The organism is Desulfofustis glycolicus DSM 9705 (assembly GCF_900130015.1).
GTDB classification, from domain to species: domain Bacteria; phylum Desulfobacterota; class Desulfobulbia; order Desulfobulbales; family Desulfocapsaceae; genus Desulfofustis; species Desulfofustis glycolicus.
In genome coordinates this window covers 189,390-213,628 of sequence record NZ_FQXS01000001.1, presented here as the reverse complement: position 1 = coordinate 213,628, position 24,239 = coordinate 189,390, and the positions used below count along the sequence as shown (strand labels likewise).

Genomic DNA, 24,239 nt, shown 5'->3' with positions numbered 1-24,239 from the left:
CTACCAGCTGCCCGATGCCCCGCCGCCGCCGAAACCGCCGCCACCGCCGCTGAACCCGCCGAATCCGCCACCTCCCAGACCGCCGCCGGAACGATGCCAGCCCCCGAGTCCGCCGCTTCGGACGACATGAGAACCGGCGTTGAGCGAGGCGGCGACCAGCCCCCCGAGTGCGCCTGCCGGGATGAGCAGAAGGAGCAGCAGGCCGGTGATGCCGAACAGCAGCAGGGCGATCAGTGGCGCGGCAATGGCGCCGGCACCGGCGGCCAGCGGTTTGTTGCGGCGAAACATCGAGCCGAAAATGAAAAAGAGAAAGAGCAGGGCCGTGATCAGGCCACCGGGGTCTTGTCCGGCCCCCTGGCGGCGCTGCCCACTGGTCGGTGCTTGGAATTCGCCGCGCACTGCGGCGATCATGGCGCCGGCGCCGTCGATGACGCCCTGGTCGAAATTGCCGAGACGAAACTGCGGCGTGATCACGTTGCGAATGATCTGCCCGGCAACCAGGTCAGTCAGGCTTCCTTCCAGACCGTAACCGACTTCGATGCGCAGCTTGCGATCATCGCGGGCGATCAGCAGCAGGGCGCCATTATCCAGATCTTGCCGGCCGATCTGCCAGTCCTCGACGACGCGCAGGGAAAAGTCTTCCAGGCTGTCGCCGTCGAGCGAGGTGATCGTCAGTACGACGATCTGGGTGGAATCGCTCTTTTCCAGGTCGACCAACACCGTTTCAAGCTGTTTGACCGTGGCCGGAGCGAGCATCCCCGCATAATCGTTGACCCGACCGGTCAGTTTGGGGACCGGCCGGGCGCCAAGCGTCAGCGGGATGAACAGGATGACCAGCAGCGCGGTCGTCAGCCGGATCCAACGAGGCGTGTTCATGCGCAGTCGCACCAGCCCTGACTCCGCTTCAATTGAAATTGACCTGCGGCACCTGCTGGGCGCCTTCGTCCGCCTTATAGTATTCTTTGCGGTCGAGATGGAGCAGAAGAGAATTGGTCAAGCGTTCCGGAAATCGGCGGATTGAGCCGTTGAAGTCTTCTACGGCCGCATTATAGCGCTGCCGGGCGACGTTGATCCGATTCTCGGTTCCCTCCAGCTGGTTCTGCAGGTCGAGAAAGTTCTGGTTGGCCTTCAGGTCAGGATACTGCTCGACGACCAGTAACAGTCGTGATAATGCCGAGCTCAGGCTGCCCTGGGCGGCGGTCAGTTGTTCCATCGCCGCCGGGTTGCTGAGGTCGGCCGGAGAGATCTGCACCGACGTGGCACGGGCGCGGGCGTTGACGACCGCTTCGAGGGTTTCCTTCTCGTGGGCGGCATACCCTTTCACCGTTGCTACCAGGTTCGGTACCAGATCTGCCCGGCGCTGCAGCGTCGATTCGACATCGGCCCAGGCCTTGAATACCTGTTCTTCCTTCATCTGCAGGGTGTTGTAGCCGCATCCGGTAAACAGCAGCGTACACGACAACACCAGAATGTATCTCATTACTCGTGACATAGATCCTCCGGCATGGTGATAGATGCCGCTCTTTCGGGCAGTGGTGTCCGGGTTATGCTTCTTCGAGATAGTCCTTGAGTTTGTTTGCCAGTTCCTTCGGCAACGGTTCACCGTAAAGGAAGATCCGGGCCTCCTCGCCGGTCAGCTGCTGCTTGATCTCTACCGGCAGCGAACGCAGCGCGGCCATGCGTTCCGGAATTATTTTGTCCTTGTCGAGCGGGGGTCTTTCCTGTTGGTTCGTCATCGGTGATTCTCCCTGACAGCGTATCAGCGTTTCCAGTAGTATCTGGCATCCTGGCCGAGGTGGTGTTCGATCTCCAGCAGACGATTGTATTTGGCGACCCGATCGCTTCGTGACGCGGAACCGGTCTTGATTTGTCCACCGTCCATGGCGACCGCGAAGTCGGCGATGAAAGTGTCTTCGGTCTCTCCGCTGCGATGGGAAATTACATATGTCCAGCCGGCGTCGCGGCAGAGCCGGATCGCCTCAATGGTCTCGGTGACGGTACCGATCTGGTTGAGCTTGATCAGGACCGAATTGGCGGTCAGCCAATCGACACCCTGTTTGATATAGCGGGGATTGGTCACGAAGATATCATCGCCGACGATCTGCACCGTATTTCCGATCCGCTCGGTGATCTGGGCGAAGCCGTCCCAATCCCCCTCGGCCAGCGGGTCTTCCCAGGAGACGATGGGATAGTCGGCGACCCATTTGCAGACCAGATCGACCATCTGTTGGCTGGTCAGGGCGCCGCCTTTGGACCATTGCAGGTCGTATGTCGACTTGAGGTCGGGAGAAAATGAGCTGGCAGCACTGTCCAGGGACATCGCGATGTCACTGCCGGGTTGATAGCCGGCCTTGGCGATTGCCTCGAGGATCACTTCCATCGCTTCTTCGTTGCTGCCGAGATTGGGTGCGAAGCCGCCCTCGTCGCCGACGCCGGTCGCCAGGCCTCGACTGTTGAGCAGTTTTTTCAGTGCATGAAACGTCTCGGCGATGGCGCGTAGCCCCTCGCTGAAGGTGTCGAAACCGATGGGTACGGCCATGTATTCCTGGAAGTCGACGCTGTTGTCGGCATGGGCACCGCCGTTGAGAATATTCATCATCGGTACCGGCAGGCGACAGGCACCGCTGCCCCCGAGATACCGATACAGCGGCATGCCAAGTGATTCCGCGGCGGCCCGGGTAACGGCCATGGATACTCCGAGAATGGCGTTGGCGCCAAGGTTTGCCTTGTTTTCCGAGCCGTCCAGTTCGATCATCAGCCGATCGATCACGGCCTGGTCCTCGGCTTTGATGCCGATAATCTCCGGGGCGATAATCTTGGTGACGTTATCGACGGCGGTGCGGACCCCTTTGCCGTTATAACGGGTGGAATTATTGTCCCGCAGTTCGATGGCCTCGTTTTCTCCGGTGCTTGCGCCGGAAGGAACCGAAGCGCAGGAACGGATGCCGTTTTCCAGTTCGACAAAGACCCGAACGGTGGGGTTGCCCCGTGAATCGAGAATCTCCAGAGCATCGATGGCGGCGATTCGTGAACTCATGACCTCCCTCCTTTGGTATGGTGGCCTGAAACCTGTCTGAAAATGGGAATGAAGTGAGCCGGACGTATTCATCCTCCGGATGATAGTGCAATAAACCAAAGATTGCGGCCGCTGGCAAGCAGGCAAAAGTGAACGGCTGTAACAGTCCGGGGCGCCAAGAGGCTTGGTCGGTCCGAAGAGCGGTCGTTTGTTCAGCGCTGACAGTGGCGGCAGAAAAAGGTCGACCTGCCGCCCAGCCTGAGCGATTGAATCGGGGACTGACAGCGGGGGCAAGGCTGGTCTGCCTTGCCGTACACGGAAAAATGGACCTGGAAATAGCCACCTTCCCCGGTCGTACCGAAGAAATCACTGATTGTCGAGCCGCCGCAGGCAATGGCCCGGTTGAGAGTGGCCCTGATCCGGTCGAGCAGTCTCTGCCAGCGGCGACGGCCGATCGTGCCAACCGGCCGGGTCGGCCTGATACCCGCCGCGAACAAGCTTTCGTTGGCGTAGATATTGCCGATTCCGGCAACGATGCGACCATCCATCAGGAATTGTTTGACCGGCATGGACCGGCCGTGTGCTCTGGACAGCAGGTAACTCACCGTTAAGTGTGGGCCGAGCGGTTCCGGTCCGGTATCGGCGAACAGGATATCTTCCGGGTCACCGTCTTCCTGCCGGGAGAAGAGCATGACGGAACCAAAGCGTCGGGTGTCGTTGAAGCGCAGTTCCAGACCGTTGTCAAGGCGCCAGCGGAGATGATCGTGGGGCAGCACCGGATCGGTTGCGGGGAACATCCCGAGTCGGCCGGTCATGCCGAGATGCAGAACGAGCAGTGCCCGGTTATCGAAATCGATCAGCAGGTATTTGGCCCGCCGCCGGATCGCCTCGATACGCGCCCCGACCAGCAGCTGCCGTAGCTTTTCGTCGGGGCTTTTGCGGCGCAGCGGTTTGGTGCTGCTCTGGTATCCGGTGATCGTGCGACCGGGCAGGTGGTGTGTGAGGCCGCGCCGAACGACTTCTACTTCAGGCAATTCCGGCATGTTTCAGGCGCGTTGCATCGACGGTGCAGACTGCCAGGGCATAGGCGCTATGGACATGGGTGGTGGTCGAAACGGTGCCGAGCCGGCTCATCGGTCCGCCGAGGCGGAAGTTGAGCAGACGATAACCCCGGTCGACAGTGATCCGTTCCAGATGAATTTCGAGAAAACCGAGCAGGGCAATATCGCTGAAACTTTTCCGGATCGCCTCCTTGCTGACCCAGAGCAGGCCGAGTTGCACGAGATCATTCTCCAGAATGGTTTCCAGCAGTGCGGTCTCGAACTCGTCGCAAAAACGCGATTTAACACGAAAAAGAGTGTCGCTCAAGTGTTGGATGTCGACACCGCAGAGGCCGTAACCGGCGATCCCGATCGCCTTGCCGTGAGAGTGCGAGATGGAGATATCCAATTTGCCGATCTCGGTGGGCGTTTCGGCCAGAACGACGGACGGTCGTCCTTTCGGGCCGTTGTGGATGGAGATATCCAGAGGGCCGAGCGGATCTGTCGCTTGCCGGGCGAGCAGGTCGAGGACGGCGCGTTTGGCGCAGATTCGGCCGGCGAGCCATTCGCTGCGGCGCTTGGCAAAGGAAAAACGATCGAGATAATCCTGCTCTTGATCGGTCAACCAGGCAGCGACGAGTTGCGTCAGTTGCTGTTCGCCTACCGCCGGGCTGTCGCTCAAAACAGTGGCCAGATTGTTGCCGGGAGCCCGTGAGCTCAGCAATAGGCGGAAGTCGTCGGAAAGGAGCTTGCCGTTCAGTTCGGCGGAGGTGTCGGTCATGGCTGTGAAGGAAAAAGAGATTGCAATTTCAAACCGTCTTGATAATGAGATGGGAGGCTTCGTGTGTCGAGCACATGATATGGATTGTTGCGCTGTTGTGCAAGAGGAGACAATGGAAAGTATGCATCTGAGCCCTTATGATTTCGTCGTTCTCAGCATCGTCGTGCTGCTGGCACTCAGAGGGTTGTGGATTGGTTTTCTCGGGCAGGTGGTGCCGTTGCTTGCCCTCTACCTCGGATATTTTGCCGCCAGCCGCTATCATGAGCAGTTGCTGCCATTTTTGCAGGATGTCTCGGATAGTCCCCGGGTGGTTTTCCTCAGCGCCTATGCCATTCTTTTTATCGCCACGTTCCTCCTGGCGACCCTGCTCGGTAAGGGCCTGGCACTGGTGATCCAGGTAACCATCACCCCCTGGTTCGATCGTCTGCTCGGCCTCGTGCTCGGCTGCGCCAAGGCCCTTATTGTCGTGATTTTGCTCCATATCGTGCTGGGAACGCTGTTGGCGCCGGAAAACGATATGCTGCGTTCATGCCAGAGTTGTCCGACCCTGAACCGCTTGGCGGATGTGACCCGGCAGGTAATTCGAGATGAGGATATCCGCGAAGCACTGCGACAGAATGCCCCGGCGATCTCAATGGACTATATCAACTCACTGCTGGCTCCTGAAGTCACCGCGGGGCAGGCTGGTCCGGAAGCCGCCCCGGCCGACTGAGCACCTCCGGCCATGACGGTTTGCCATCCTCGAACGTCGTGCGTATGCCGGCTGTCCGTGCGCCGTTGTGGTCTGCGGACAGCACCACTATGAAGATCCGTTCCGGCCGCAGCAGCAAAGATCCGCAATCCTACCGCCAACGGACGTATCGCGGTCTGGTTGACCGGGCGGAATTGGTTGCCACCCAGGTGCGGCTGCGGGAGACAGATCTGCAGATCCTGGCTGATCGAGATGTGACGCGGCCGGCTGGGGAGCTCGTCGCCGGCTGTCGCCTGCAGCTTGAACGCTACATCGAGCACCATGAGGACTTTGCCGGCTCGTTGACGCCGCTGCCCGACGACGAGCTGGCGCCGCCGATCGTCCGCCGCATGCTGGCCGCGGCTCAACAATACGGTGTCGGGCCGATGGCGGCCGTCGCCGGAGCGGTCGCCGAATACTTAGGTAACGGACTGGTTGCAGCTGGCTGCAAAGAGGTTATCGTTGAAAACGGCGGGGACATTTTTCTGCTGCGTTCCCGGCCCTGCACGATTGCCGTTTTTGCCGGCCGGTCGCCGCTGAGCAATCGGGTCGGTCTCCGCCTTTCGGCCCGGCAGCAGCCGCTGGGCGTATGCACGTCATCGGGCACCATCGGTCATTCACTCAGCCTGGGCCGAGCCGATTCGGTGACCGTCGTCGCCGATTCGGCGACGACGGCCGACGCCGCCGCCACCCGACTCGGTAACGAGGCTGGTACTTCCACCGATCCGCATGAGATGGTCAGGCGGGTTTTGGCGGCAGCCGATCGGCTGCCGGCGATCGACGGGGTGCTCGTGATCTGCGGGGATGTGATGGGCGCGGTTGGTGCGATCGAGCTGGTACCCTTGAGCTGAGGCGCAGGAGACCATGAGAAAAGCGAAGAAAACCAAGAAAGCCGACAAGCGGAAGGTGCAGCGCTGGCACCTTGTATTTTACCTGCGGGTCTTCGATGGGCAGAGCCAAACCATCGTCGGGCACCTGGTCGACATCTCCAGTCGCGGGCTGATGCTCGTCTGCGACAAGCCGGTCGAAAGGGGGCGGGCCTTGACGCTGCGCATGAAACTGCCGAAGGAACTGGCCGGCCGCCAGGAGATCCTGTTTGACGCGGTTTGTCGCTGGTGCCGCCAGGATAGCAACCCGGATTTCTATATCGCCGGCTTCAAGCTTGCCGCGGTGCCCGATGATATCAGCGAGAACCTGCGGCAGCTGGTCGGCGAGTTCAGTATCGAGGAGAGCCTGAAGACTGTCGGCTCGGAATGTCCGGCCTGCAGCCTGACCCACACGAGCGGCACACCGGTCTGAGGATTACCGGGCAAGCTGGGCGCTCGCTTCGGCGATCAGCGAATCCCTGAACAATTCCACGTATCGGTCCACATCGCGTTGCCAGGACCCGAACAGCGACAACTCCCGTTCATCGAGAACCCCGTTTTTCAGGATGGAGTTGGCCGGGCGATGGGCAGGGGTCGGGTAATCGGCGGTGGTGCAGGGTTGAAAGGAGTGCGGCAGCGCCATCTTTTCCAGGAAATAACAGGCCCCTTCGTACCAGGTACTGTAGCCGTCGGCGGTGGCGTGGACGATGCCGGACAGCGGGGTCTCGAGCAGCACGCCGATCTGGCGGGCCAGCGTGTGCGACCAGGTCAGTGAGCCGAACTGATCGTTGACGATGGTAAAGGCACGGTGCGGGTCGGACAGTGCCAGGCGCAGCATGGTTTTCAGGAAATTGGGTCCGTGGGCCGAATAGAGCCAGGCGGTCCTCAGCACCAGTGCGTCCGGGGCCCGCTCCAGGACCGCCTGTTCGCCGGCCAGCTTACCCCGCCCGTACTCTGACAGGGGGTTGACCGGATCGCTTTCCCGGTATGGCTCCGGTGGCGTTTTGCGGCCGTCGAAGACGTAGTCCGTCGAGATGTGTACCAGCCGGCAACCGGCCTGCGTCGCGCAGTCGGCGAGGAACCGGGGGCCGTCGGCATTGATGCGCCATGCGGCCTGCGCTTCGCTCTCGCAGCGATCCACTGCGGTGAAGGCGGCGCAGTTGATGGCGATGTCCGGCCGGCTGTCGGCAAAAATTGTTTTCAGGCTGTCGGGGTCGCCGATATCGAACGCCGGGTAATCGACGGCCGTCAGCTGATGGCGGTCCTGCAGCACCGAGATGCAGTCGGTGCCGAGTTGGCCGCCGCTGCCGATAATCAGTATTTTCATTGTCAGTTCAGATGGTGGTTGTTGTTGGTTTCATCGCGTTCACCGATGATGTCCATGATATAGCGACCATACTGGTTTTTCATGGTTTCCCGGGCCAGGGCCGCCAGTTGGTCGACGCTGATATAACCGAGCTGGTAAGCGATCTCCTCGATACAGGCGATCTTCAACCCCTGCCGGTCCTGGACGGCCTGGACGTAGCTCGAGGCCTGCTGCAAGGATTCGTGGGTGCCGGTATCGAGCCAGCAGAAGCCCCGGCCGAGCGGTTGGACATGGAGGTCGCCGCGGCGCAGGTAGGCCAGGTTGACGTCGGTGATCTCCAGTTCGCCTCGCGGGGAGGGTTTGACCTGTTCGGCGATGCTGATGACGTCGTTATCGTAGAAGTAAAGACCTGGCACCGCGTATTTCGATTTCGGCCGGGCCGGTTTTTCCTCGATACTGACCACCCGTTTCTGCTCGTCGAACTCGACCACCCCGTAGCGTTCCGGATCCCTGACCAGGTAGCCGAAGATCAGCCCGCCGCTCTTCAATTGCGCTGATTGTTGCACGAGACCGGTAAAGCCGGGTCCGAAGAAGATATTGTCGCCCAGGATCAGGCAGACCGAATCGGCACCGATAAAGGACTTGCCGATCAGGAAGGCCTGGGCCAGTCCGTCCGGGCTCGGCTGCACCTCGTAACTGATCGACAGGCCGAGATAAGAGCCGTCGCCGAAGAGTTCGCGGAAAATGGGTAAATCGTGCGGGGTGGAGATGATCAGGATGTCCCTGATGCCGGCGAGCATCAACACCGATAACGGATAGTAGATCATCGGTTTGTCGTATACCGGAATGAGCTGCTTGCTGATGACTTTCGTCAATGGATAGAGGCGGGTGCCGGAGCCGCCGGCGAGGATGATTCCTTTCATGATATGGGATAACCTGTCGGAAAAGCTTTACTGATCGGTCGTGATAGGGGTAGATTACGCCCCGCGGGAAGCACATCGCTGACGAATATAACAGCCTGGACGAAAAAGAAAACGAAAAATGGCCGCTTCGACAATCCCCTCCTGTTTCAAGGCGTACGATATCCGGGGCAAGGTGCCCGATCAACTGTCTGCTGACCTGGCCCTGAAGATCGGCCGGGTCTTCGCTCAAACCTACCGTCCCGCGGCGGTGGCCCTCGGTCATGACATACGGCTGTCCAGTCCGGAACTGACCGGCGCGGTGGCACAGGGTCTCTGCGAGATGGGGGTCGATGTCCTGCACCTTGGACTCTGCGGCACCGAAGAGGTGTATCATGCCGCTTTCAGTATGGTCGACCAGGGAATTGACGGCGGTATTATGGTGACGGCCAGTCACAATCCGGCCGACTACAACGGTATGAAGTTTGTAACCCGTGGCGCCCGCCCGGTGACCGGTGCCAATGGATTGTTCCGGATGGGCCAGCTGATCGGCAGCGACCGGGTCCCCGAACCGGTCGACCGGCGCGGCGGCCAGCGGCGGCAGCCGGACAAAACGGCCTATTTGGACCATTTGCTCGGTTATGTCGCGGAGGCCCGGTTGCGTCCGCTGAAACTGGTGGTGAACAGCGGTAATGGCTGTGCCGGTCCGATCATCGATCTGCTCGAACCGCACCTGCCCTTTTCCTTCATCCGTCTCCATCACCAGCCGGACGGCAGTTTCCCCAATGGCGTGCCGAACCCACTGCTGCCGGACAATCGCGAGGAAACGGCGGTGGCGGTGCGCGAACACCGGGCCGATCTTGGCATTGCCTGGGACGGTGATTTCGACCGCTGTTTCTTCTGGGACGAAAAGGGCCGTTTCGTTGACGGCTATTACCTGGTCGGACTGTTGGCCCTGGAGATGCTGCACCAGGAACCGGGTGGCACCATCCTGCACGATCCGCGCCTGGTCTGGAATACCAGGGAACTGGTGGAAGATGCGGGCGGCCGGCCGCTCGTCACCGAGACCGGGCACGCCCTGATCAAAGAGCGGATGTGGCGGGAGGGCAGCGTTTACGGCGGCGAGATGTCGGCCCATCATTATTTCCGTTCGTTCGGCTGCTGCGACTCCGGAATGATTCCCTGGCTGCTCGTCTGCGCCCTGCTCAGCAGGACCGGGAAGACGCTGTCCGCGCTGGTTGGCGAGCGGATGGAACGGTACCCGATATCAGGTGAGATCAATTCGCTGGTCGATGATCCCGATCTGGCCATCGAGCGAATCAGGGAGCATTTCCCCGGCGGCGAGGTGGACACAATTGATGGCCTGAGTGTTGCCTTTGTTGATTTTCGTTTTAATGTGAGAAAATCCAATACCGAGCCGCTGCTCAGGCTCAACGTCGAGACGCGGGCTGACCGCGCGCTGCTCGAGGAAAAGACGAATGAATTGTTGACCCTGATCCGCGGCTGAAGGAAAAGAAATGCCGCGATTGTTTCAGCGCAAGAGGAGAAACCATGCTCGCAATCCAGCCGGTTATTCTGGCAGGTGGAACCGGGTCCCGGCTCTGGCCGCTGTCCCGGGAAATTTACCCGAAACAACTGCTTTGCCTGACTGGTCAGCATTCATTGCTGCAGACTACCCTGAAGCGGGTTCAGGCCTTGCCCGGCGTTCTGGCGCCGGTGATCGTCGTCGGGGAGGAGCATCGTTTCGTCACCCGCAGCCAGGCAGAGGAAGTCGGCATCAACGGGGACTATGCGATTCTGCTTGAGCCGATCGGCCGCAATACAGCACCGGCGATCAGCGGCGCCGTCGAGTTTGTCCGCAGCCAGGGTGCTGCCGAAGACGTTGTCATCCTGGTACTGCCGGCCGATCACCTGATCCGGGACGAGACAGCGTTTGCCGAGGCAGTGGAAAAGGCGGCACGAAGAGCGGCCTCCGGCGTTATCGTCACCTTCGGTATCCCTCCGCAGCGGCCGGAAACGGGTTACGGTTACATTGAGCGCGGCACGGACGACACTGTTGTTTCTTTCAAGGAAAAACCGACACGGAGCGTGGCCGAACAATACCTGGCTGCGGGCAATTATTACTGGAACAGCGGCATGTTCGCCTTTTCCATTGCCACTTTTCGACAGCAGCTGGATGTCCATGCTCCGGATATCCTGGTCAGCATGGACAAAGCGGTGGCCGGTGGGGCCCGTGACGGTCGGTTTTTCCGGCTCAACCTGGCCGAAATGGAGCAGTGCCGGGACGATTCCATCGATTATGCGTTGATGGAAAAGACCGATCGGGCGGTAGTCGTTACCGCTGACCTCAGCTGGAGTGACATCGGCAGTTGGCAGGCGCTCTATGACGTGCTGGAAAAGGATGAGCAGGGCAACGTCAGCCAGGGTGATGTCTTACTCGAAGATACGAGAAACTCCCTGATCCGGGCCGAGGACGTGATGGTGGCCGCCGTCGGTCTGGAGGACACCCTGGTGGTCGAGACCGCCGATGCAGTGTTGGTCGCACCGTTGTCCCGCTCCCAGGACGTGAAGAAAATTGTCGCCCGGCTGAAAAAAGAACAGCGCCCCGAGTTCAAGACCCACCAAACCGTTCATCGTCCCTGGGGGAGCTATTCGGTCCTGGAGGTCGACCAGCGCTATCAGATCAAGCGGATAACGGTTAATCCCGGGGAGAAATTGTCACTGCAGATGCATCACCACCGTTATGAACATTGGGTGGTGGTCAAAGGAACGGCAAAAGTAGTCAACGGGGATGCGGAGATCCTGCTCTATGAAAATCAGTCGGTTTATATTCCCGCCGGCAACCGACATCGGCTGGAAAACCCGGGCGTGATACCGCTGGAGTTGATTGAAGTGCAGATCGGCAGTTATCTCGGCGAGGACGATATCGTCAGGTTCGACGATATTTATGGGCGTCACGGCTCCTGAACGGTGCCGACAGCAGAACCGTTTCCGGGGGGCCGGGCGCGAACGGTTCAGCCGGCCGGGTGCGGCGGGCGGATCTCAGCGAGCCGACTCGCCGGTCTTCTGCATCTGCTTAAATGCTTCGGTATAACGACGAAATACCCGGCGTCCCTCGCCTGACATCTTGACGAATTCGATGCCGGAGACAAACCGTTTGCCCTCCGGGTTCGAATAGGTGATCCGGCCCTCCAGATCGACCAGGTCTTCCTCGATACCAATCGTGATCTCCAGTGTGTCATCGGTGGACAGCAGCTCCGTCGTCTCCATCTTGATTCCGTTGACACTGACGTCGAGCGTTCTGCCCATCGAATAACGGCCCTTGGATCGGTCCTTGTCCAGGACGGTATAGTCAAGCAGATGCAGGGACTCCAATCTGATGAACTTCCGTTTCTCACCGTGTGCCATGCAAGCTCCTTACCTGTTGGAGTGTCCTGGGGACGAACAGAGGTCGGGAAACAGAGCATGGATGGCGGACCGCTCCGCCGGAACCACGCCGCGCTCGGTAATCAAACCGGTCACCAGCCGTGCCGGGGTGATGTCGAAACCGTAATTTTTCGCCCTGGTGGATGCCGATGTTATGCTGATCGTTTCGCGTCTGCCGTCTTCCGTCAGTCCGGAAATCTGGGTGATTTCCTCCCCTGATCTCTGTTCTATCGAAATTTCAGTACCTTTGTCAAGCGTCCAGTCGAATGTGGAGCTCGGCAGAGCGACATAAAACGGAATGTCGTTATCGCGGGCGGCCAGTGCTTTAAGGTAGGTGCCGATTTTGTTGGCCACATCTCCGGTGTGCGTGGTCCGGTCGGATCCGACCAGGATCAGGTCCACTTCACCGCATTGCATCAGATGTCCGCCGGCGTTGTCGGTAATCAGAGTATGGGCGATTCCCTCCTGCTCCAACTCCCAGCAGGTGAGCCGGGCGCCCTGGTTCCAGGGGCGGGTTTCGTCGACCCAGACATGGAGATTGATACCGTCATCACGGGCCGCATAGATCGGTGCGGTGGCACTGCCGTAGTCGACAAAGGCGAGCCAGCCGGCATTACAATGCGTCAGGATGTTGACGCATTGTTTCCCCTTCCGGTGCCAGATGGTATCGATCACTTCTTTGCCGTGCTGCCCGATCTGCCTGCAGTAACGAGCGTCTTCGTCGGCGATTTCCTCGGCGGCGAAACGGGCGGTAGACCTGATCTCGGTCGCCGAGGCGAGGCTGCTAACAGCGGTGAGCACCCGGTGCACCGCCCAAGCCAGGTTGACGGCAGTGGGTCGAGCCGAGATGAGCAGCTCGGCGGCAGCCTGCAGGTCCTCATGAATCCGCTTTGGGTCTGCGGTTAGGGCCGCCAGATACATGCCGTATCCGGCTGTCGCCCCGATCAGCCCGGCACCGCGGACGAGCATCTGATTAATGGCCCGGAACGCATCGTCCGGTGAGGAGAGTGTCCGGGTGACGAATTGGTGCGGCAGATACCGCTGGTCGATGATCTTGATTGATTGCTGGTTGTCGGGGTCGGGCCAGATGGTTCGGTAATGGGTGCCGTTGACATTCATAAATGATCAGTGGATGAAATGGGGACCGGTCAGTCCTTCCGACATGACGCCGATTTTCATTGTTCGTTGTGACGTCCCGTCATGGGGTTCAGATCTGGATGCGTTGATGAACAATGGTAGCCGGACGGACCCCGTTCGTCAATAAGACGGTGTTCTCTGGGCGATAGCTTAATTGACCGTCCCGTACAATTTTTGTTTTGATAATCATTCCAAACATGTTATTTAAATGTTCTGAAAATACAAAAACGATACATAAATGTAATTTTACCAAACAAACGACATCCAACGGAGGAGTTCCATGAATAACGCGGATACCGCCTTTATTCTTGCCGCTGCCGGCCTGGTTTTGTTGATGACACCGGGGCTCGCCCTGTTTTATGGAGGCATGGTTCGGGGCAAGAACGTGTTGGGGACGATTATGCAGAGCCTGTTCATGATTTCGCTCATTACCATCGAATGGGTCTATCTTGGGTATTCCATGTCTTTTGGCCCGACGCTCGGCGGTATTGTCGGTGATTTGTCCTGGTTCGGTCTCAGGGGCGTCTCTACTGCTCCGAGTCCCGATTACGCAACCACGATTCCGCAGATCGTTTTCATGATCTATCAATGCATGTTCGCCATCATAACGCCGGCATTGATTACCGGTGCGTTTGCCGAGCGGGTCCGGTTCGTCCCGTTTATCGCCTTTTCTCTGCTCTGGGCTGTGTTTGTTTATAATCCGGTATGCCATTGGATCTGGGGGGCGGGCGGCTGGCTCGGGGCCATGGGGGTGATGGATTTTGCCGGCGGGCTGGTGGTTCACGCCACCTGTGGCATGGCGGCGTTGGCCGGGGTCTTGGTGATTGGGCCGCGCAAGGGGTATGGCAGAACCAGTTTTATGCCGCACAGTCTGCCGATGACCGTTATCGGCACCGCCCTGCTCTGGTTCGGCTGGTTCGGTTTCAACGGTGGTTCGGCCCTGGCCGCCAATGAAGTGGCCGGGACTGCGTTTGTCGCCACTCATCTGGCCGGTATGGCCGGTATGGCCATGTGGGTTGCAGTGGAGTGGCTGACGCGGGGCAAGCCGACCACCCTCGGGGCCGCTTCGGGGGCTATCGCCGGGTTGGCCACGGTTACGCCGGCGGCCGGTTTTGTCGGGCCGAACAGTGCGATCCTGATCGGTTTTCTCGGTGGCGCGCTCTGTTTTGCTGCGGTGAATTTCAAGGTTCGGTTAAACTTGGACGATTCGCTCGATGTGGTCGGCATCCACGGTGTCGGCGGCCTGCTCGGCACCCTCTGTCTCGGCATTTTTGCCAGTACCGCGGTCAACCCGGGTGGTGTAGACGGTTTGTTGGCCGGCAACCCGGGGCAGTTTTTGCGGCAGGTGTTCGGTGCCGTCGTGGTAAGTGGGTATGCCTTTGGCATCAGTTGGGTTATATTCAAAGTGCTCGATGCGACTATCGGCCTGCGTTTGACCGATGAAGCGGAGGTGGCCGGTCTGGACTCCACTGAACATTCGGAGACAGCCTATAATAACTGACGATCGCCGATTGCCAGGGGTACTGCCGGTATGGCGGAGGTGGAAATTGTTGGGACCGCGCCGTGAGAATTGGCACGCCAAGCGAAATCGTTTACTGCCGAAGAGGGGAATGCTATGAAAAAGATAGAGGCGATAATCAAACCGTTCAAGCTCGATGACGTTAAGGACGCCTTGAATGAAATCGGTATCAAGGGCATGACCATTACCGAGGTCAAGGGGTACGGGCGACAGAAAGGGCATACCGAGATCTATCGGGGTGCCGAGTATGTCGTCGATTTTATACCGAAGATAAAGCTCGAGGTGGTTGTCCCCGCGGACAGTGCCGACCAGGTGGTCGATAAGATCCGCGAGGCGGCCAATACCGGCAAGATCGGTGACGGCAAGATCTTTGTCATGCCGATCGAGCGTGTCGTCAGGGTGCGGACCGGCGAAGAAAACAACGACGCGGTTTGATGAGTCTCATGGAGCAGCAGCTCAACAGGCAGCGTCAGGCCCTCGATGAGCTCTGGGCGAGAGGGTTGAGTGGGGCATCGCTGCTGCGTCAGCACAGTCGGCTGGCGGACCGGTTCATTGCCGACTGCTTTACCGGTTTTGCCGACGGGCAGATGATCTCTCAGGTGGCGGTGGTGGCCCTAGGTGGGTACGGGCGGGAGGAGTTGTTTCCGTTTTCCGATATCGATCTGATGATCCTCTTTCGTCCGGCCGTGCGTGACAGGATTGCCGGGCTCGCCGACGCTATATTGTACCCGCTTTGGGATACCGGCTATGAAATCGGCCATGGAGTCAGGACGGTCGAAGAGTCGCTGCAGCAGGCCGGCGATGATTTCATCTTTCGGGTAGCGCTGCTCGATGCCCGCCTGCTCGCCGGCAGCGAGGAAGTGTTCGGTGAGCTGACCGAGGCCTACCAGCACGACTTCGTCGACGGCCGGAGGCACGATTTTATTCGCAACCTCAATCGCTTTAACGATGAGCGGAGGAGTCGTTTCGGTAGCCACGGCTACCTGCTCGAACCAAATATCAAGGAGAGCAAGGGCGGCCTGCGTGACGTCCAGTCGCTGCTCTGGGCGGCCAAGGTGGTTTTCGGCATCACCTCCTTTGCCGGCATTGTCGATGCCGGCTTTCTGCTGCAATCGGAGGCGGAGCGATTCCTGGCGGCCTATGACATGCTGGTGCGGATCAGGAATCGGCTGCACTATCTCAGCGGCCGCAAGAACGATCAGCTCTATTTCGAACAGCAGGAGGCGATGGCCGACGCCTTTGGCTACCAGGCAGACCAGGTGAAGGTCAGCGTAGAGCGCTTCATGCGCGATGTCTACGGTCACCTGCGCGTCGTCACCGTCTTCAGCGATCGTTTTTTCGACCATGTCGGCGAGGTCCTCGGTCTTGACGATCGGCATGACGGCCCCGCCGACCGAGTGGTGGAGAAAGGTATCGAGATTCGCGGCAAAAGGGTTCACCTGGTAGCCCGCGATGCGGAGTTGGCCGGCAAGCCCCACCTGCTGATGCGCGTCTTCCTCGCGGCGGCGCGTTTCGGGGTGCCGTTGCATCATCGTTCGAAGATGACGATCACCCGGCATCTCGGCCTGATTACCCCGAAACTGCGCGGCTCGCCACGAATGGCCCGGCCGTTTCTGACGATCTTGTCGACTCCCGATGCGTTGCCGATTCTGGAAGTGATGCTCGATACCGGGCTGCTCGGCATGTATCTGCCGGAATTTGCCCGGATCGATTCGCTCGCCCAGCACGATGTCTATCATATCTATACCGTCGATCACCACTCGTTGCAGGCCCTGGACGAGTTGCACCGGGTGGTCGAAGAGCAGCCGGACATCGCCGCCCTGATCGGTTGCCGGAGCCCCTTCTATCTGGCCGCGCTGCTCCACGACATCGGCAAGAATAGCGGTCGCGACCATTCGGAATACGGGGCCGAGCTGGCCGCGACCATCGGCGGGCGACTCGGCCTGTCTGACAAGGAGATCGACCTGCTTGTTTTTCTCGTCCGATATCACCTGTTCATTCCGGAGAATGCCCTTCGCCGGGATCTGGAAGACCGAAATTTCATCAAGCGGTGCGCCGAGACCATCCGTGATGGTGAGCGGCTGGCCATGTTGTATCTGCTGTCGGTGGCCGACTCCCGGGCCACCGGACCGTCGGCCTGGAGTGATTGGAAGGCGACCCTGATGCACGATCTGTATCGCAAGGTGGCAACCTACCTGGCCCATAGCGATGAGGAGATTGATGTAACGGCGATGGTCGACCAGCAGTATGAGGAAGGCGTGGTCTGGCTGCGCCAGCAGGTCGACCAGCTGGCCGCCGCCGAAACAGGGCTGCAGATGGCAGTAGGCGATCTGGCGGCCGATTATCTGTGCAGCTTTACGCCGGGTACCGTGCTGTCCCACCTCTGTCTGCATCGTGACCGTTATCAGATTATCAGGCAGAAGTCGCTGCTGCTCGCCGAGGAGGCGGGGGATCACTGGTCGGTGCTGGTCATGTCGTTTGATCAGCCGGGTCTTCTGGCCAAGATCTGCGGGGTGATGACCCTGAACAATCTCAGTGTGGTCAATGCCCAGATCTTTACCTGGCCCGATGGCACGGTGGTCGATATGATCGATGTCCGGCCCACCGATGATTTCACCTTTGCCGAATGCGACTGGCAGGACATCAATCGGCAACTTGATCTCGCGGTCAATCATCGGCTCGGTTTGAGCGGACGGCTCTCTAAGAAGCTCAGCACCACCACCGGCCGGCGGCTCGAACTGGCCGGCAGCCACGAATACCGTGTCGAGGTGGAAAACGAAAGTTCCGACGACTTTACCATAGTCGAAGTCCATGCTGCCGACCTGCCCGGACAGCTCTACCGGATCACCCAGACCCTCGCCGACCTGGGCATAAATATCCATAAGGCCTTCATTGCCACCGAAGTCGGGCAGCTGATCGACGTTTTCTATGTGCTCGACAAGCGTGGTCACCGGATCGAAGACCCGCAGCGGCGCGAATCGTTGAGTGACACGGTGCTACAGGCCCTCGGGAGGCCCTGAACGGGGATAGTCATATTTACAATAATGTAATAAATATTTATTTTGTAATTTTTCTGTTGCGCATATTGTAACAAATTGGTAAACGACGGATAACTGATTGCACCGGCATCAGCTCACCATTCCACATTGAACACCATAGGAGACGTTAGCGATGACAAGAGATGAAATAATGAGAGTAATCGAGGAAAAGAATATTCACTTCTTTCGCCTGCAGTTCGTAGACATTTTCGGATTCATGAAGAACGTTGCCATCCCGCGCAGCCAGATCGAAAAAGCGCTGGACGGTAAGATGATGTTCGATGGCTCGTCCATCGACGGTTTCGTCCGCATCAACGAATCCGATATGTATCTCAAGCCCGATTACGATACCTTCGTTGTGCTGCCGTGGCGAAACAAGGAAGGAAGGGCCGCGGCCCGGGTTATTTGCGACGTCTACAAATCGGACGGGGTTACCCCCTTTGAAGGTTGTCCCCGGGTGAACCTGAAGCGGGTGCTCGCCGAAGCCCGTGAGCTCGGTTTCACCATGAACGTCGGCACCGAGTGCGAATTTTTCCTGTTCGAGTATGACGAGGACGGCATGCCGACCACGGTCTGTCAGGATGTTGCCGGCTACTTCTCGCTCGATCCGGAGGACAAGGCCAACGACTGCCGCCGCGAGATCATCGAAGTGCTGGAAAACATGGGGTTTGAGATCGAGGCATCGCACCACGAGGTAGCAGAAGGCCAGCACGAGATCAACTTCAAGTACGCCGATGCGCTCACCTGCGCCGACAATACCATTACCTTCAAGTGGGTGGTCAAGACCATCGCCGCCAGGTACGGTTTGCATGCCACCTTTATGCCGAAACCGATTTACGGTATCAACGGTTCCGGCATGCACACCAACCAGTCGCTGTTCAACCTGGACGGGACCAACGCCTTTTTCGACGAGAAGGACAAATTGCAGCTTTCCAAGGTCGCTTATCAGTACATCGCCGGCATCCTGAAAAACGCCCGCGGCTTTGTCGGCGTTACCAATCCGCTCGTCAATTCCTATAAACGGCTGGTTCCGGGCTACGAGGCGCCGGTTTATGCCGCCTGGTCCGCCTCCAACCGGTCGGCTATGGTGCGAATACCGGCGGCTCGCGGTATGTCGACGCGGACCGAGGTACGCTGTCCGGATCCGAGCACCAATCCCTACCTGGCCCTGGCGATGATGCTCAACTCCGGTCTCGACGGTGTCAAAAATAATATCGACCCGCCGCCCCCGGTCAACAAGGACATCTTTGAGATGACCCGGGCGGAGATGACCGATGAAGGCATCACCGTGCTGCCCGGCAGTCTCGAAGAGGCCATCGTCGAGTTGAAAAACAATCCCATCGCCAAAGAGACCCTCGGTCCGCATATTTTCGAGAAATATATCGAGGCCAAGGAAAAGGAATGGGACGAATACCGCTGCGCCATTTCCGAGTGGGAGCTTGATAACTACCTGCGCGTCTATTGATCCCGCATCTGCCACGCCGACCTCTCTCGGCGGAAAGGCCCGTATGCCGATTGCGGCATACGGGCCTTTTTCATTGGCGCTTGATCAAGCCGGAGCGACACGGTAAAAGGAAGGCGACATGTGGCGATAAAACGAGGTGCGATCGGGGAGAACATGAGCAGGAAAAGCAGCTATCAGGGATCGGAGCAGTTGGGTGGCACGCTCTCCGGCATTATCCGGGACCGTCAATGGGATTACAAATTCGACCAGCACCGGATTTTCCCCGACTGGCACGATCTGGTAGATCCGGATACCGCCGCCCATGCCCGCCCCCTGAAAGTGGTCAAGGACGTTCTCGTCCTTGAGGTCGATAATTCGGCCTGGATGCAGCAGCTGCGTTTCCAGAAATTGCAACTGCTCGAGCTGCTCAATAGCCGGCTGAGCATCGCCCGCTTCAGCGATATCCGTTTCACCCTGCGCGGCAGTGAACCGGAACCGCAAAACCGGCCGCCGCCCGCCTCGGTTCGGTTCGAACCGCCGCCCGCCGAGCAGGTGGCGGCCTTCAAAAAGCAGATCGAGGTTATCGAAGATGAGGCGGCCCGCGAATCACTGCTGCGCTTCTGGTACCTGGCCCACGCCTGCCGGCGCGAATGATGCGCGGTTGCCGGATTGCTGCCGAGAAAGTGCTTGACCGACCGGCAAAAGGGAGTAACCTCTGCTCGTGGCGTGATCGGCGGCATGTCCGGCCGATTTTGCAGATGATGACTGGCAACGCGGTACGGAAATGATTTACAACTCCATTCTCGAATCAATCGGCAACACCCCGCTGATCAGGATCAACCGGCTCAACCCGAACACTGCGGTCACCGTCGCCGCCAAACTTGAGTCGCGCAACCCCGGGGGATCGATCAAAGAACGAATTTCTCTGTCGATGATCGAGGCAGGCGAGTTCAGCGGCGATCTGACCAGAGACAAGATCGTCCTCGAGGCCACCAGCGGCAACACCGGTATCGGCCTGGCCATGGTCTGCGCCGCAAAGGGATATCGCTGCATGCTGATAATGCCCGAGTCGGCCTCAGTGGAGCGACGCCGGATCATGCAGGCCTACGGCGCTGAGATCCTGCTTACCCCCGCCGCGCGGGCCACCGACGGCGCCATCGAAAAGGCCTACGCGCTGGCCCGCGAGTTTCCCCAGCGCTATTTCCTGACCGACCAGTATAACAACGAGGCCAACTGGCGTTCCCACTATAACCGCACCGCCCCGGAGATCTGGCAACAGACTGACGGCGCGGTCACCCACCTGGTTGCCACCCTCGGTACCACGGGCACGGTCATGGGACTGTGCGCCTGGTTCGGCGAGTTTCAGCCCCATGTGCGGGTCGTCGCCGTCGAGCCGCACCTGGGGCACAAGATCCAAGGCCTGAAGAACATGAAGGAGTCGTACCGGCCTGGTATCTTCGATAAATCCGTGCCCAGCGAGATCGTCTCCATCGACGACGATGATGCCTTTACAATGGCCCGTAAACTGGCCAGGCAGGAAGGGATGTTCGTCGGCATGAGCAGCGGTGCGGCCATGCATGCGGCCCTGGAGTTGGCGGGGAACCTGCGGGAGGGGTTGGTTGTTGCTCTGCTGCCGGACGGGGGCGAGCGCTATCTCAGCACGCCGCTGTTCACCCCGAAAGAGACCGCGGCCGAGGGCAAGAAGCCGCGCCTGCGTTTTTTCAACACGATGAGCAAGAAAAAGGAGCCGTTTCTACCGGCAAACAAAGACCGGGTTACGTTCTATTCCTGCGGCCCGACTGCTTATGAGCCGGCCAGTCTGTCACTCTGCCGCCGCTTCCTGGTCAGCGACCTGATCGTTCGCTATCTCGAGGCCCGCGGCCATACGGTGTCGTCCTACATGAACCTCACCGACCTCGACGACAACACCATCGCCGGGGCGGAAAAGGCCGGCCTGCCGCTCAAGGAGTTTACCGGCCAGTATATCGATGGGTTCCTCTCCGACATCGACACTCTTGGCGTGCATCGTGCAACCGGCTATCCGAAGGCCTCCGAGCATGTCCAGGACATGATCGATATCAGCCACAAGCTGATTCACAAAGGATTTGCCTACGAGAAACACGGCTCGATTTATTTCGATATCTCCAAGTTTCCCCGTTACGGCCGGCTCTCCGGTATCGATCTCTCCAAGATCCAGGTCGGACGTACCGTCGATCTGGACAATTACGAAAAGGACAACCCCCGGGACTTCACGTTGCTCAAGCGCTCGACCCTGTCCGAGTTGAAAAAGGGCATCTTCTTCGAGACCGACTGGGGTAATGTCCGGCCGAGCTGGCATATCGAATGTTCCGCCATGTCCACCGGCTATCTCGGCGAGACCCTCGATATCCATACCTCGAGTCGCGATCTGATGTTCCCGCATCACGAGAACGAGATCGCCATCGCCGAGGCCCTGACCGACAAGCCGTTGGCCCGCTATTGGCTGCACTCGGAATTGCTGCTGGTGGACGGCAAAAAGATGTCGTCGGAAAACCATAACGTGGTCACCCTCAAGGACCTGCTGGCTCGCGGCTTCACCGGCCGGGAAGTCCGCTTCATGCTGATCTCGGTACACTACCGCAAACCGATCCACTTCTCCCTGAAGCGGTTGGAAAACGTGCGCACCGCGCTGAAGCGGCTCGACGATTTCACCTGCAAGCTGCTCTGCCTGCCGCCGGGCCGTCCGCATCCGGAGGTGACCGCCTACGTGTCGGCAATGGAAGAGCAGTTTTTTGCGGCCATGGACGACGACCTCAACGTCTCACTGGCCATGGCGGCGATCTACAACTTCATCAAAAAGGTCAATCCAATCCTGCAGATCAACCACCTCGACCGGGACCAGAAGACCTACATCATCGAAAAGCTCGACCGGCTCAACCAGGTCCTCAAAATCTTTAAACTCAAGGGCTGCCCGCTCGAACCGGAGATCGACGCATTGATCCAGCTCCGCGAGAAGGCCCGGGTGGAGAAAGACTGGCAGGTGGCCGACCGCGCCCGCAACGAGTTGGCCGAACGCGGCATCGCCGTGATCGATACGGCCAACGGCCCGGTTTGGAAACGGGTAACCGATACGGAAGAGGACTGATACACGCTAATTTGAGCCAGAATCAGGTTGCGTTTTATCCGCCGTCAAGTAATATATCGCCGCCCGAAACCGGCAATTGCGTTTCGCGCACGCTGTTCCTATAATTTCACCACCAGCGCCCGTAGCTCAGCTGGATAGAGCAACGGACTTCTAATCCGTAGGCCGCAGGTTCGAATCCTGCCGGGCGCGCCATGAATATCATACGGTTACCGCTTCTCGCTGTAGTCTCTTTTTCGTTTTTGGTCGATTTGGTCACCCCTCTTGCGTTAGGGTGCCTTAAAAACCGCCCCAGCATGGATAAGCCATGGAAGCTATTGCACCTATAGAGGGACAGATGAACAGAGAAAAAGATTATAAGGTAATTTTGGTTTGAATACGACGGGAATTACCGGGAATTAACGATATGTTGTGGGATTTCTGGACGGGTCTTTTGCTTGGTTAGATCGTATTTTTATTACTCAGAAAAAGAACATCATATCCACCTGGGAACGTAAATTTTTGCAGATGAACACAGAATAATTAATTGGTTGTTTCGTTATCCGGCTTTTTTAATTGAACCGGGAAAGAGATCGAAAAAGTTTGCGAAGGCTGATCTCCAAAATCCGATTTTATAATAATGTTCTTCTTCGTACCCCATAGCTTTTAGAAGATCGTTGTGACAAGTCAGGTCGAGAACCTTTAAGACTGGAGGTTCTTCCGCTTCTATATCAAGTCGTCTTGCTTCGGCTTCCGCAAACTTCTCCGGCGTGAGATGAGGGGCTATCAGATTTTTTTCAATCGTTATGAAGTCTCGGGCCAGATCGTGATGCAACCGAGCATTTTCTTTTGTGTCAAAGACAAGGTTGATCACAGATAGAATTGCCGTTATTCCTGCCATATACATTGGAGTCTCTGGCGGCACAACCTTGGTGCTGCCAAGCAGGGTTATAATAGTTGCAGATCCGAAAATAGCAGTCAGCGCATCAGATCCTTTGCATATACGATCATAGAAGAGACGTCGCCGGTTGTGATACCTCACCGAGCGACGAACATCAAAAAGTAGATCGTGCAGCTTTGTTTGGTCTATACTAGATTTCGCTTGCTCACTCATCATGCTTCTGCGTATCTGATGGTTTCCTCGGCGGTGGTGGAGGAGCAGTATTCACAACTGAAGTATCTTTTACACTTTCATTGAAATTACCAGATTTTTTAAAACAACCATCCCTGACAATAGTACTCTCTGAGTTGCGATCTTTCTCATGCTTTTTTTCTTTGGACATTTCCGTGGTCCCCGAGGCTAATCGTTGTTTTGGTTTAATCGTTAGGGCGCAAGATCTCGTTACTTGATATGTTGTTTTAAGAAAGTGTTTTTGGAACAGGGTTCACTTGCTGCAGTAAAGTTAAATAATTTGCTAGACGACGGCACTTCGTATTTATTAGCATGTCATTCAATTGAGATAGAAATTGTCCTCGCATTCTGAAGCCTAAGAAAGGGATATTATATTCTTGTATCTCGAATGGTAGAACTGCAACATCTGGTCGATTTAACTTAACAGAGCGCTCTTCCTGCATTTGAATGATGTCAACCTGGGCCTGACGCAAACCTTCGCTGATAGCAAAATCGGCATTAATTACGCCAAGTTCTTCAGGTAAATTATTCGCGAAAACATGAAACTCTCCCTTTCTTGAAGATTCCTGCGGCCTACTCGAAATGATGTAATATTCTACAAAAAAGCCCCGACTATAGCGGGAGTCGCTGATTGCGATCACGATATATGTTTCACCAAACAAGCCAGGAGGAAGTCCAGTTAATATATAGCCTTTGTAATCATGATCGGTATCGGCCATTCGCATACCCTCCATTTTTGTTTTTCCATCGCATTATTCATTGATGTTAAGGTCTTTGCTTTTTAGATTTCTTTAGCTACAGTCGA

24 protein-coding genes and 1 tRNA gene are annotated in these 24,239 nt (G+C 57.9%); 12 read left to right on the top strand and 13 right to left on the bottom strand.

Annotated elements, in window-relative coordinates:
• The 6 genes from BUC26_RS01080 to BUC26_RS01055 form a co-directional block, all read right to left on the bottom strand.
• Window positions 1-876, bottom strand: coding sequence for a TPM domain-containing protein (locus BUC26_RS01080; protein ID WP_073372978.1), 876 nt, complete (start codon window positions 874-876; stop codon window positions 1-3).
• 28 nt (window positions 877-904) lie between these two features.
• A complete protein-coding gene (locus BUC26_RS01075; RefSeq protein WP_073372977.1) occupies window positions 905-1,492 on the bottom strand; it encodes a LemA family protein in 588 nt (195 codons plus the stop codon).
• 52 nt (window positions 1,493-1,544) lie between these two features.
• On the bottom strand, window positions 1,545-1,736 hold the full coding sequence (locus BUC26_RS01070; protein WP_073372976.1) for a hypothetical protein: 192 nt from the start codon (window positions 1,734-1,736) through the stop codon (window positions 1,545-1,547).
• Between the two features lie 23 nt (window positions 1,737-1,759).
• Window positions 1,760-3,037, bottom strand: a complete 1,278-nt coding sequence (gene eno, locus BUC26_RS01065; RefSeq protein WP_073372975.1) for a phosphopyruvate hydratase — start codon at window positions 3,035-3,037, stop codon at window positions 1,760-1,762.
• 191 nt (window positions 3,038-3,228) lie between these two features.
• The gene (mutM, locus tag BUC26_RS01060; RefSeq protein WP_073372974.1) at window positions 3,229-4,059 is read right to left on the bottom strand and encodes a bifunctional DNA-formamidopyrimidine glycosylase/DNA-(apurinic or apyrimidinic site) lyase; all 831 of its coding nucleotides are present in this window, start codon (window positions 4,057-4,059) and stop codon (window positions 3,229-3,231) included.
• A complete protein-coding gene (locus BUC26_RS01055) occupies window positions 4,043-4,837 on the bottom strand; it encodes a 4'-phosphopantetheinyl transferase family protein (protein ID WP_073372973.1) in 795 nt (264 codons plus the stop codon). Before BUC26_RS01055 ends, mutM begins: the two co-directional genes overlap by 17 nt.
• A 112-nt stretch (window positions 4,838-4,949) precedes the next feature.
• On the opposite strand from BUC26_RS01055, the gene BUC26_RS01050 reads away from it, so the two are divergent.
• The 3 genes from BUC26_RS01050 (at window position 4,950) to BUC26_RS01040 (ending at window position 6,866) form a co-directional block, all read left to right on the top strand.
• The gene (locus tag BUC26_RS01050; RefSeq protein WP_073372972.1) at window positions 4,950-5,549 is read left to right on the top strand and encodes a CvpA family protein; all 600 of its coding nucleotides are present in this window, start codon (window positions 4,950-4,952) and stop codon (window positions 5,547-5,549) included.
• A gap of 89 nt (window positions 5,550-5,638) precedes the next feature.
• Window positions 5,639-6,418 carry a UPF0280 family protein gene (locus BUC26_RS01045; protein WP_073372971.1) on the top strand — a complete coding sequence of 260 codons (780 nt, stop codon included), beginning with the start codon at window positions 5,639-5,641 and terminating at the stop codon, window positions 6,416-6,418.
• Between the two features lie 13 nt (window positions 6,419-6,431).
• On the top strand, window positions 6,432-6,866 hold the full coding sequence (locus BUC26_RS01040; protein ID WP_073372970.1) for a PilZ domain-containing protein: 435 nt from the start codon (window positions 6,432-6,434) through the stop codon (window positions 6,864-6,866).
• Between the two features lie 3 nt (window positions 6,867-6,869).
• Here the strand turns inward: BUC26_RS01040 and rfbD are convergent, their stop codons facing one another.
• The gene (gene rfbD / locus BUC26_RS01035) at window positions 6,870-7,760 is read right to left on the bottom strand and encodes a dTDP-4-dehydrorhamnose reductase (protein WP_073372969.1); all 891 of its coding nucleotides are present in this window, start codon (window positions 7,758-7,760) and stop codon (window positions 6,870-6,872) included.
• Between the two features lie 2 nt (window positions 7,761-7,762).
• Complete coding sequence (rfbA, locus tag BUC26_RS01030; protein WP_073372968.1) at window positions 7,763-8,662, bottom strand: glucose-1-phosphate thymidylyltransferase RfbA; 900 nt, start codon at window positions 8,660-8,662, stop codon at window positions 7,763-7,765.
• Window positions 8,663-8,780: 118 nt separating this feature from the next.
• On the opposite strand from rfbA, the gene BUC26_RS01025 reads away from it, so the two are divergent.
• Both BUC26_RS01025 and BUC26_RS01020 read left to right on the top strand, forming a co-directional pair.
• Window positions 8,781-10,145 carry a phosphohexomutase domain-containing protein gene (locus tag BUC26_RS01025; RefSeq protein WP_073372967.1) on the top strand — a complete coding sequence of 455 codons (1,365 nt, stop codon included), beginning with the start codon at window positions 8,781-8,783 and terminating at the stop codon, window positions 10,143-10,145.
• Between the two features lie 44 nt (window positions 10,146-10,189).
• Entirely contained in the window at window positions 10,190-11,605 is a 1,416-nt protein-coding gene (locus tag BUC26_RS01020; RefSeq protein WP_073372966.1) for a mannose-1-phosphate guanylyltransferase/mannose-6-phosphate isomerase, read from the top strand.
• A gap of 75 nt (window positions 11,606-11,680) precedes the next feature.
• On the opposite strand, the gene BUC26_RS01015 is transcribed toward BUC26_RS01020, so the two are convergent.
• Both BUC26_RS01015 and mtnA read right to left on the bottom strand, forming a co-directional pair.
• The gene (locus BUC26_RS01015; protein WP_073372965.1) at window positions 11,681-12,046 is read right to left on the bottom strand and encodes a PilZ domain-containing protein; all 366 of its coding nucleotides are present in this window, start codon (window positions 12,044-12,046) and stop codon (window positions 11,681-11,683) included.
• Window positions 12,047-12,055: 9 nt separating this feature from the next.
• Entirely contained in the window at window positions 12,056-13,183 is a 1,128-nt protein-coding gene (gene mtnA, locus BUC26_RS01010) for an S-methyl-5-thioribose-1-phosphate isomerase (RefSeq protein ID WP_073372964.1), read from the bottom strand.
• 298 nt (window positions 13,184-13,481) lie between these two features.
• Here mtnA and BUC26_RS01005 point away from each other — a divergent pair, with 298 nt between their 5' ends.
• The 7 genes from BUC26_RS01005 to BUC26_RS00975 all read left to right on the top strand — a co-directional run bounded on the left by BUC26_RS01005 (window position 13,482) and on the right by BUC26_RS00975 (window position 22,518).
• On the top strand, window positions 13,482-14,702 hold the full coding sequence (locus BUC26_RS01005; protein WP_073372963.1) for an ammonium transporter: 1,221 nt from the start codon (window positions 13,482-13,484) through the stop codon (window positions 14,700-14,702).
• 114 nt (window positions 14,703-14,816) lie between these two features.
• The gene (locus tag BUC26_RS01000; RefSeq protein ID WP_073372962.1) at window positions 14,817-15,155 is read left to right on the top strand and encodes a P-II family nitrogen regulator; all 339 of its coding nucleotides are present in this window, start codon (window positions 14,817-14,819) and stop codon (window positions 15,153-15,155) included.
• Window positions 15,155-17,740, top strand: a complete 2,586-nt coding sequence (glnD, locus tag BUC26_RS00995; RefSeq protein ID WP_244155748.1) for a [protein-PII] uridylyltransferase — start codon at window positions 15,155-15,157, stop codon at window positions 17,738-17,740. Before BUC26_RS01000 ends, glnD begins: the two co-directional genes overlap by 1 nt.
• A 151-nt stretch (window positions 17,741-17,891) precedes the next feature.
• Complete coding sequence (glnA, locus tag BUC26_RS00990) at window positions 17,892-19,223, top strand: type I glutamate--ammonia ligase (protein WP_073372961.1); 1,332 nt, start codon at window positions 17,892-17,894, stop codon at window positions 19,221-19,223.
• 120 nt (window positions 19,224-19,343) lie between these two features.
• The gene (locus BUC26_RS00985; protein ID WP_073372960.1) at window positions 19,344-19,856 is read left to right on the top strand and encodes a DciA family protein; all 513 of its coding nucleotides are present in this window, start codon (window positions 19,344-19,346) and stop codon (window positions 19,854-19,856) included.
• Window positions 19,857-19,986: 130 nt separating this feature from the next.
• Window positions 19,987-22,326 (top strand): cysteine--tRNA ligase, encoded by a 2,340-nt coding sequence (gene cysS / locus BUC26_RS00980; protein ID WP_073372959.1) that lies wholly within the window; start codon window positions 19,987-19,989, stop codon window positions 22,324-22,326.
• Window positions 22,327-22,441: 115 nt separating this feature from the next.
• Window positions 22,442-22,518: transfer RNA gene (locus BUC26_RS00975), tRNA-Arg, on the top strand.
• 343 nt (window positions 22,519-22,861) lie between these two features.
• On the opposite strand, the gene BUC26_RS00970 is transcribed toward BUC26_RS00975, so the two are convergent.
• The 3 genes from BUC26_RS00970 to BUC26_RS00965 form a co-directional block, all read right to left on the bottom strand.
• A complete protein-coding gene (locus BUC26_RS00970) occupies window positions 22,862-23,419 on the bottom strand; it encodes a hypothetical protein (protein WP_084540359.1) in 558 nt (185 codons plus the stop codon).
• On the bottom strand, window positions 23,409-23,585 hold the full coding sequence (locus BUC26_RS23340) for a hypothetical protein (RefSeq protein WP_153307064.1): 177 nt from the start codon (window positions 23,583-23,585) through the stop codon (window positions 23,409-23,411). The genes BUC26_RS00970 and BUC26_RS23340 overlap by 11 nt, the downstream gene beginning before the upstream one ends.
• A 76-nt stretch (window positions 23,586-23,661) precedes the next feature.
• Window positions 23,662-24,153 (bottom strand): hypothetical protein, encoded by a 492-nt coding sequence (locus BUC26_RS00965; RefSeq protein WP_143165873.1) that lies wholly within the window; start codon window positions 24,151-24,153, stop codon window positions 23,662-23,664.
• Between the last annotated feature and the right edge of the window lie 86 nt (window positions 24,154-24,239).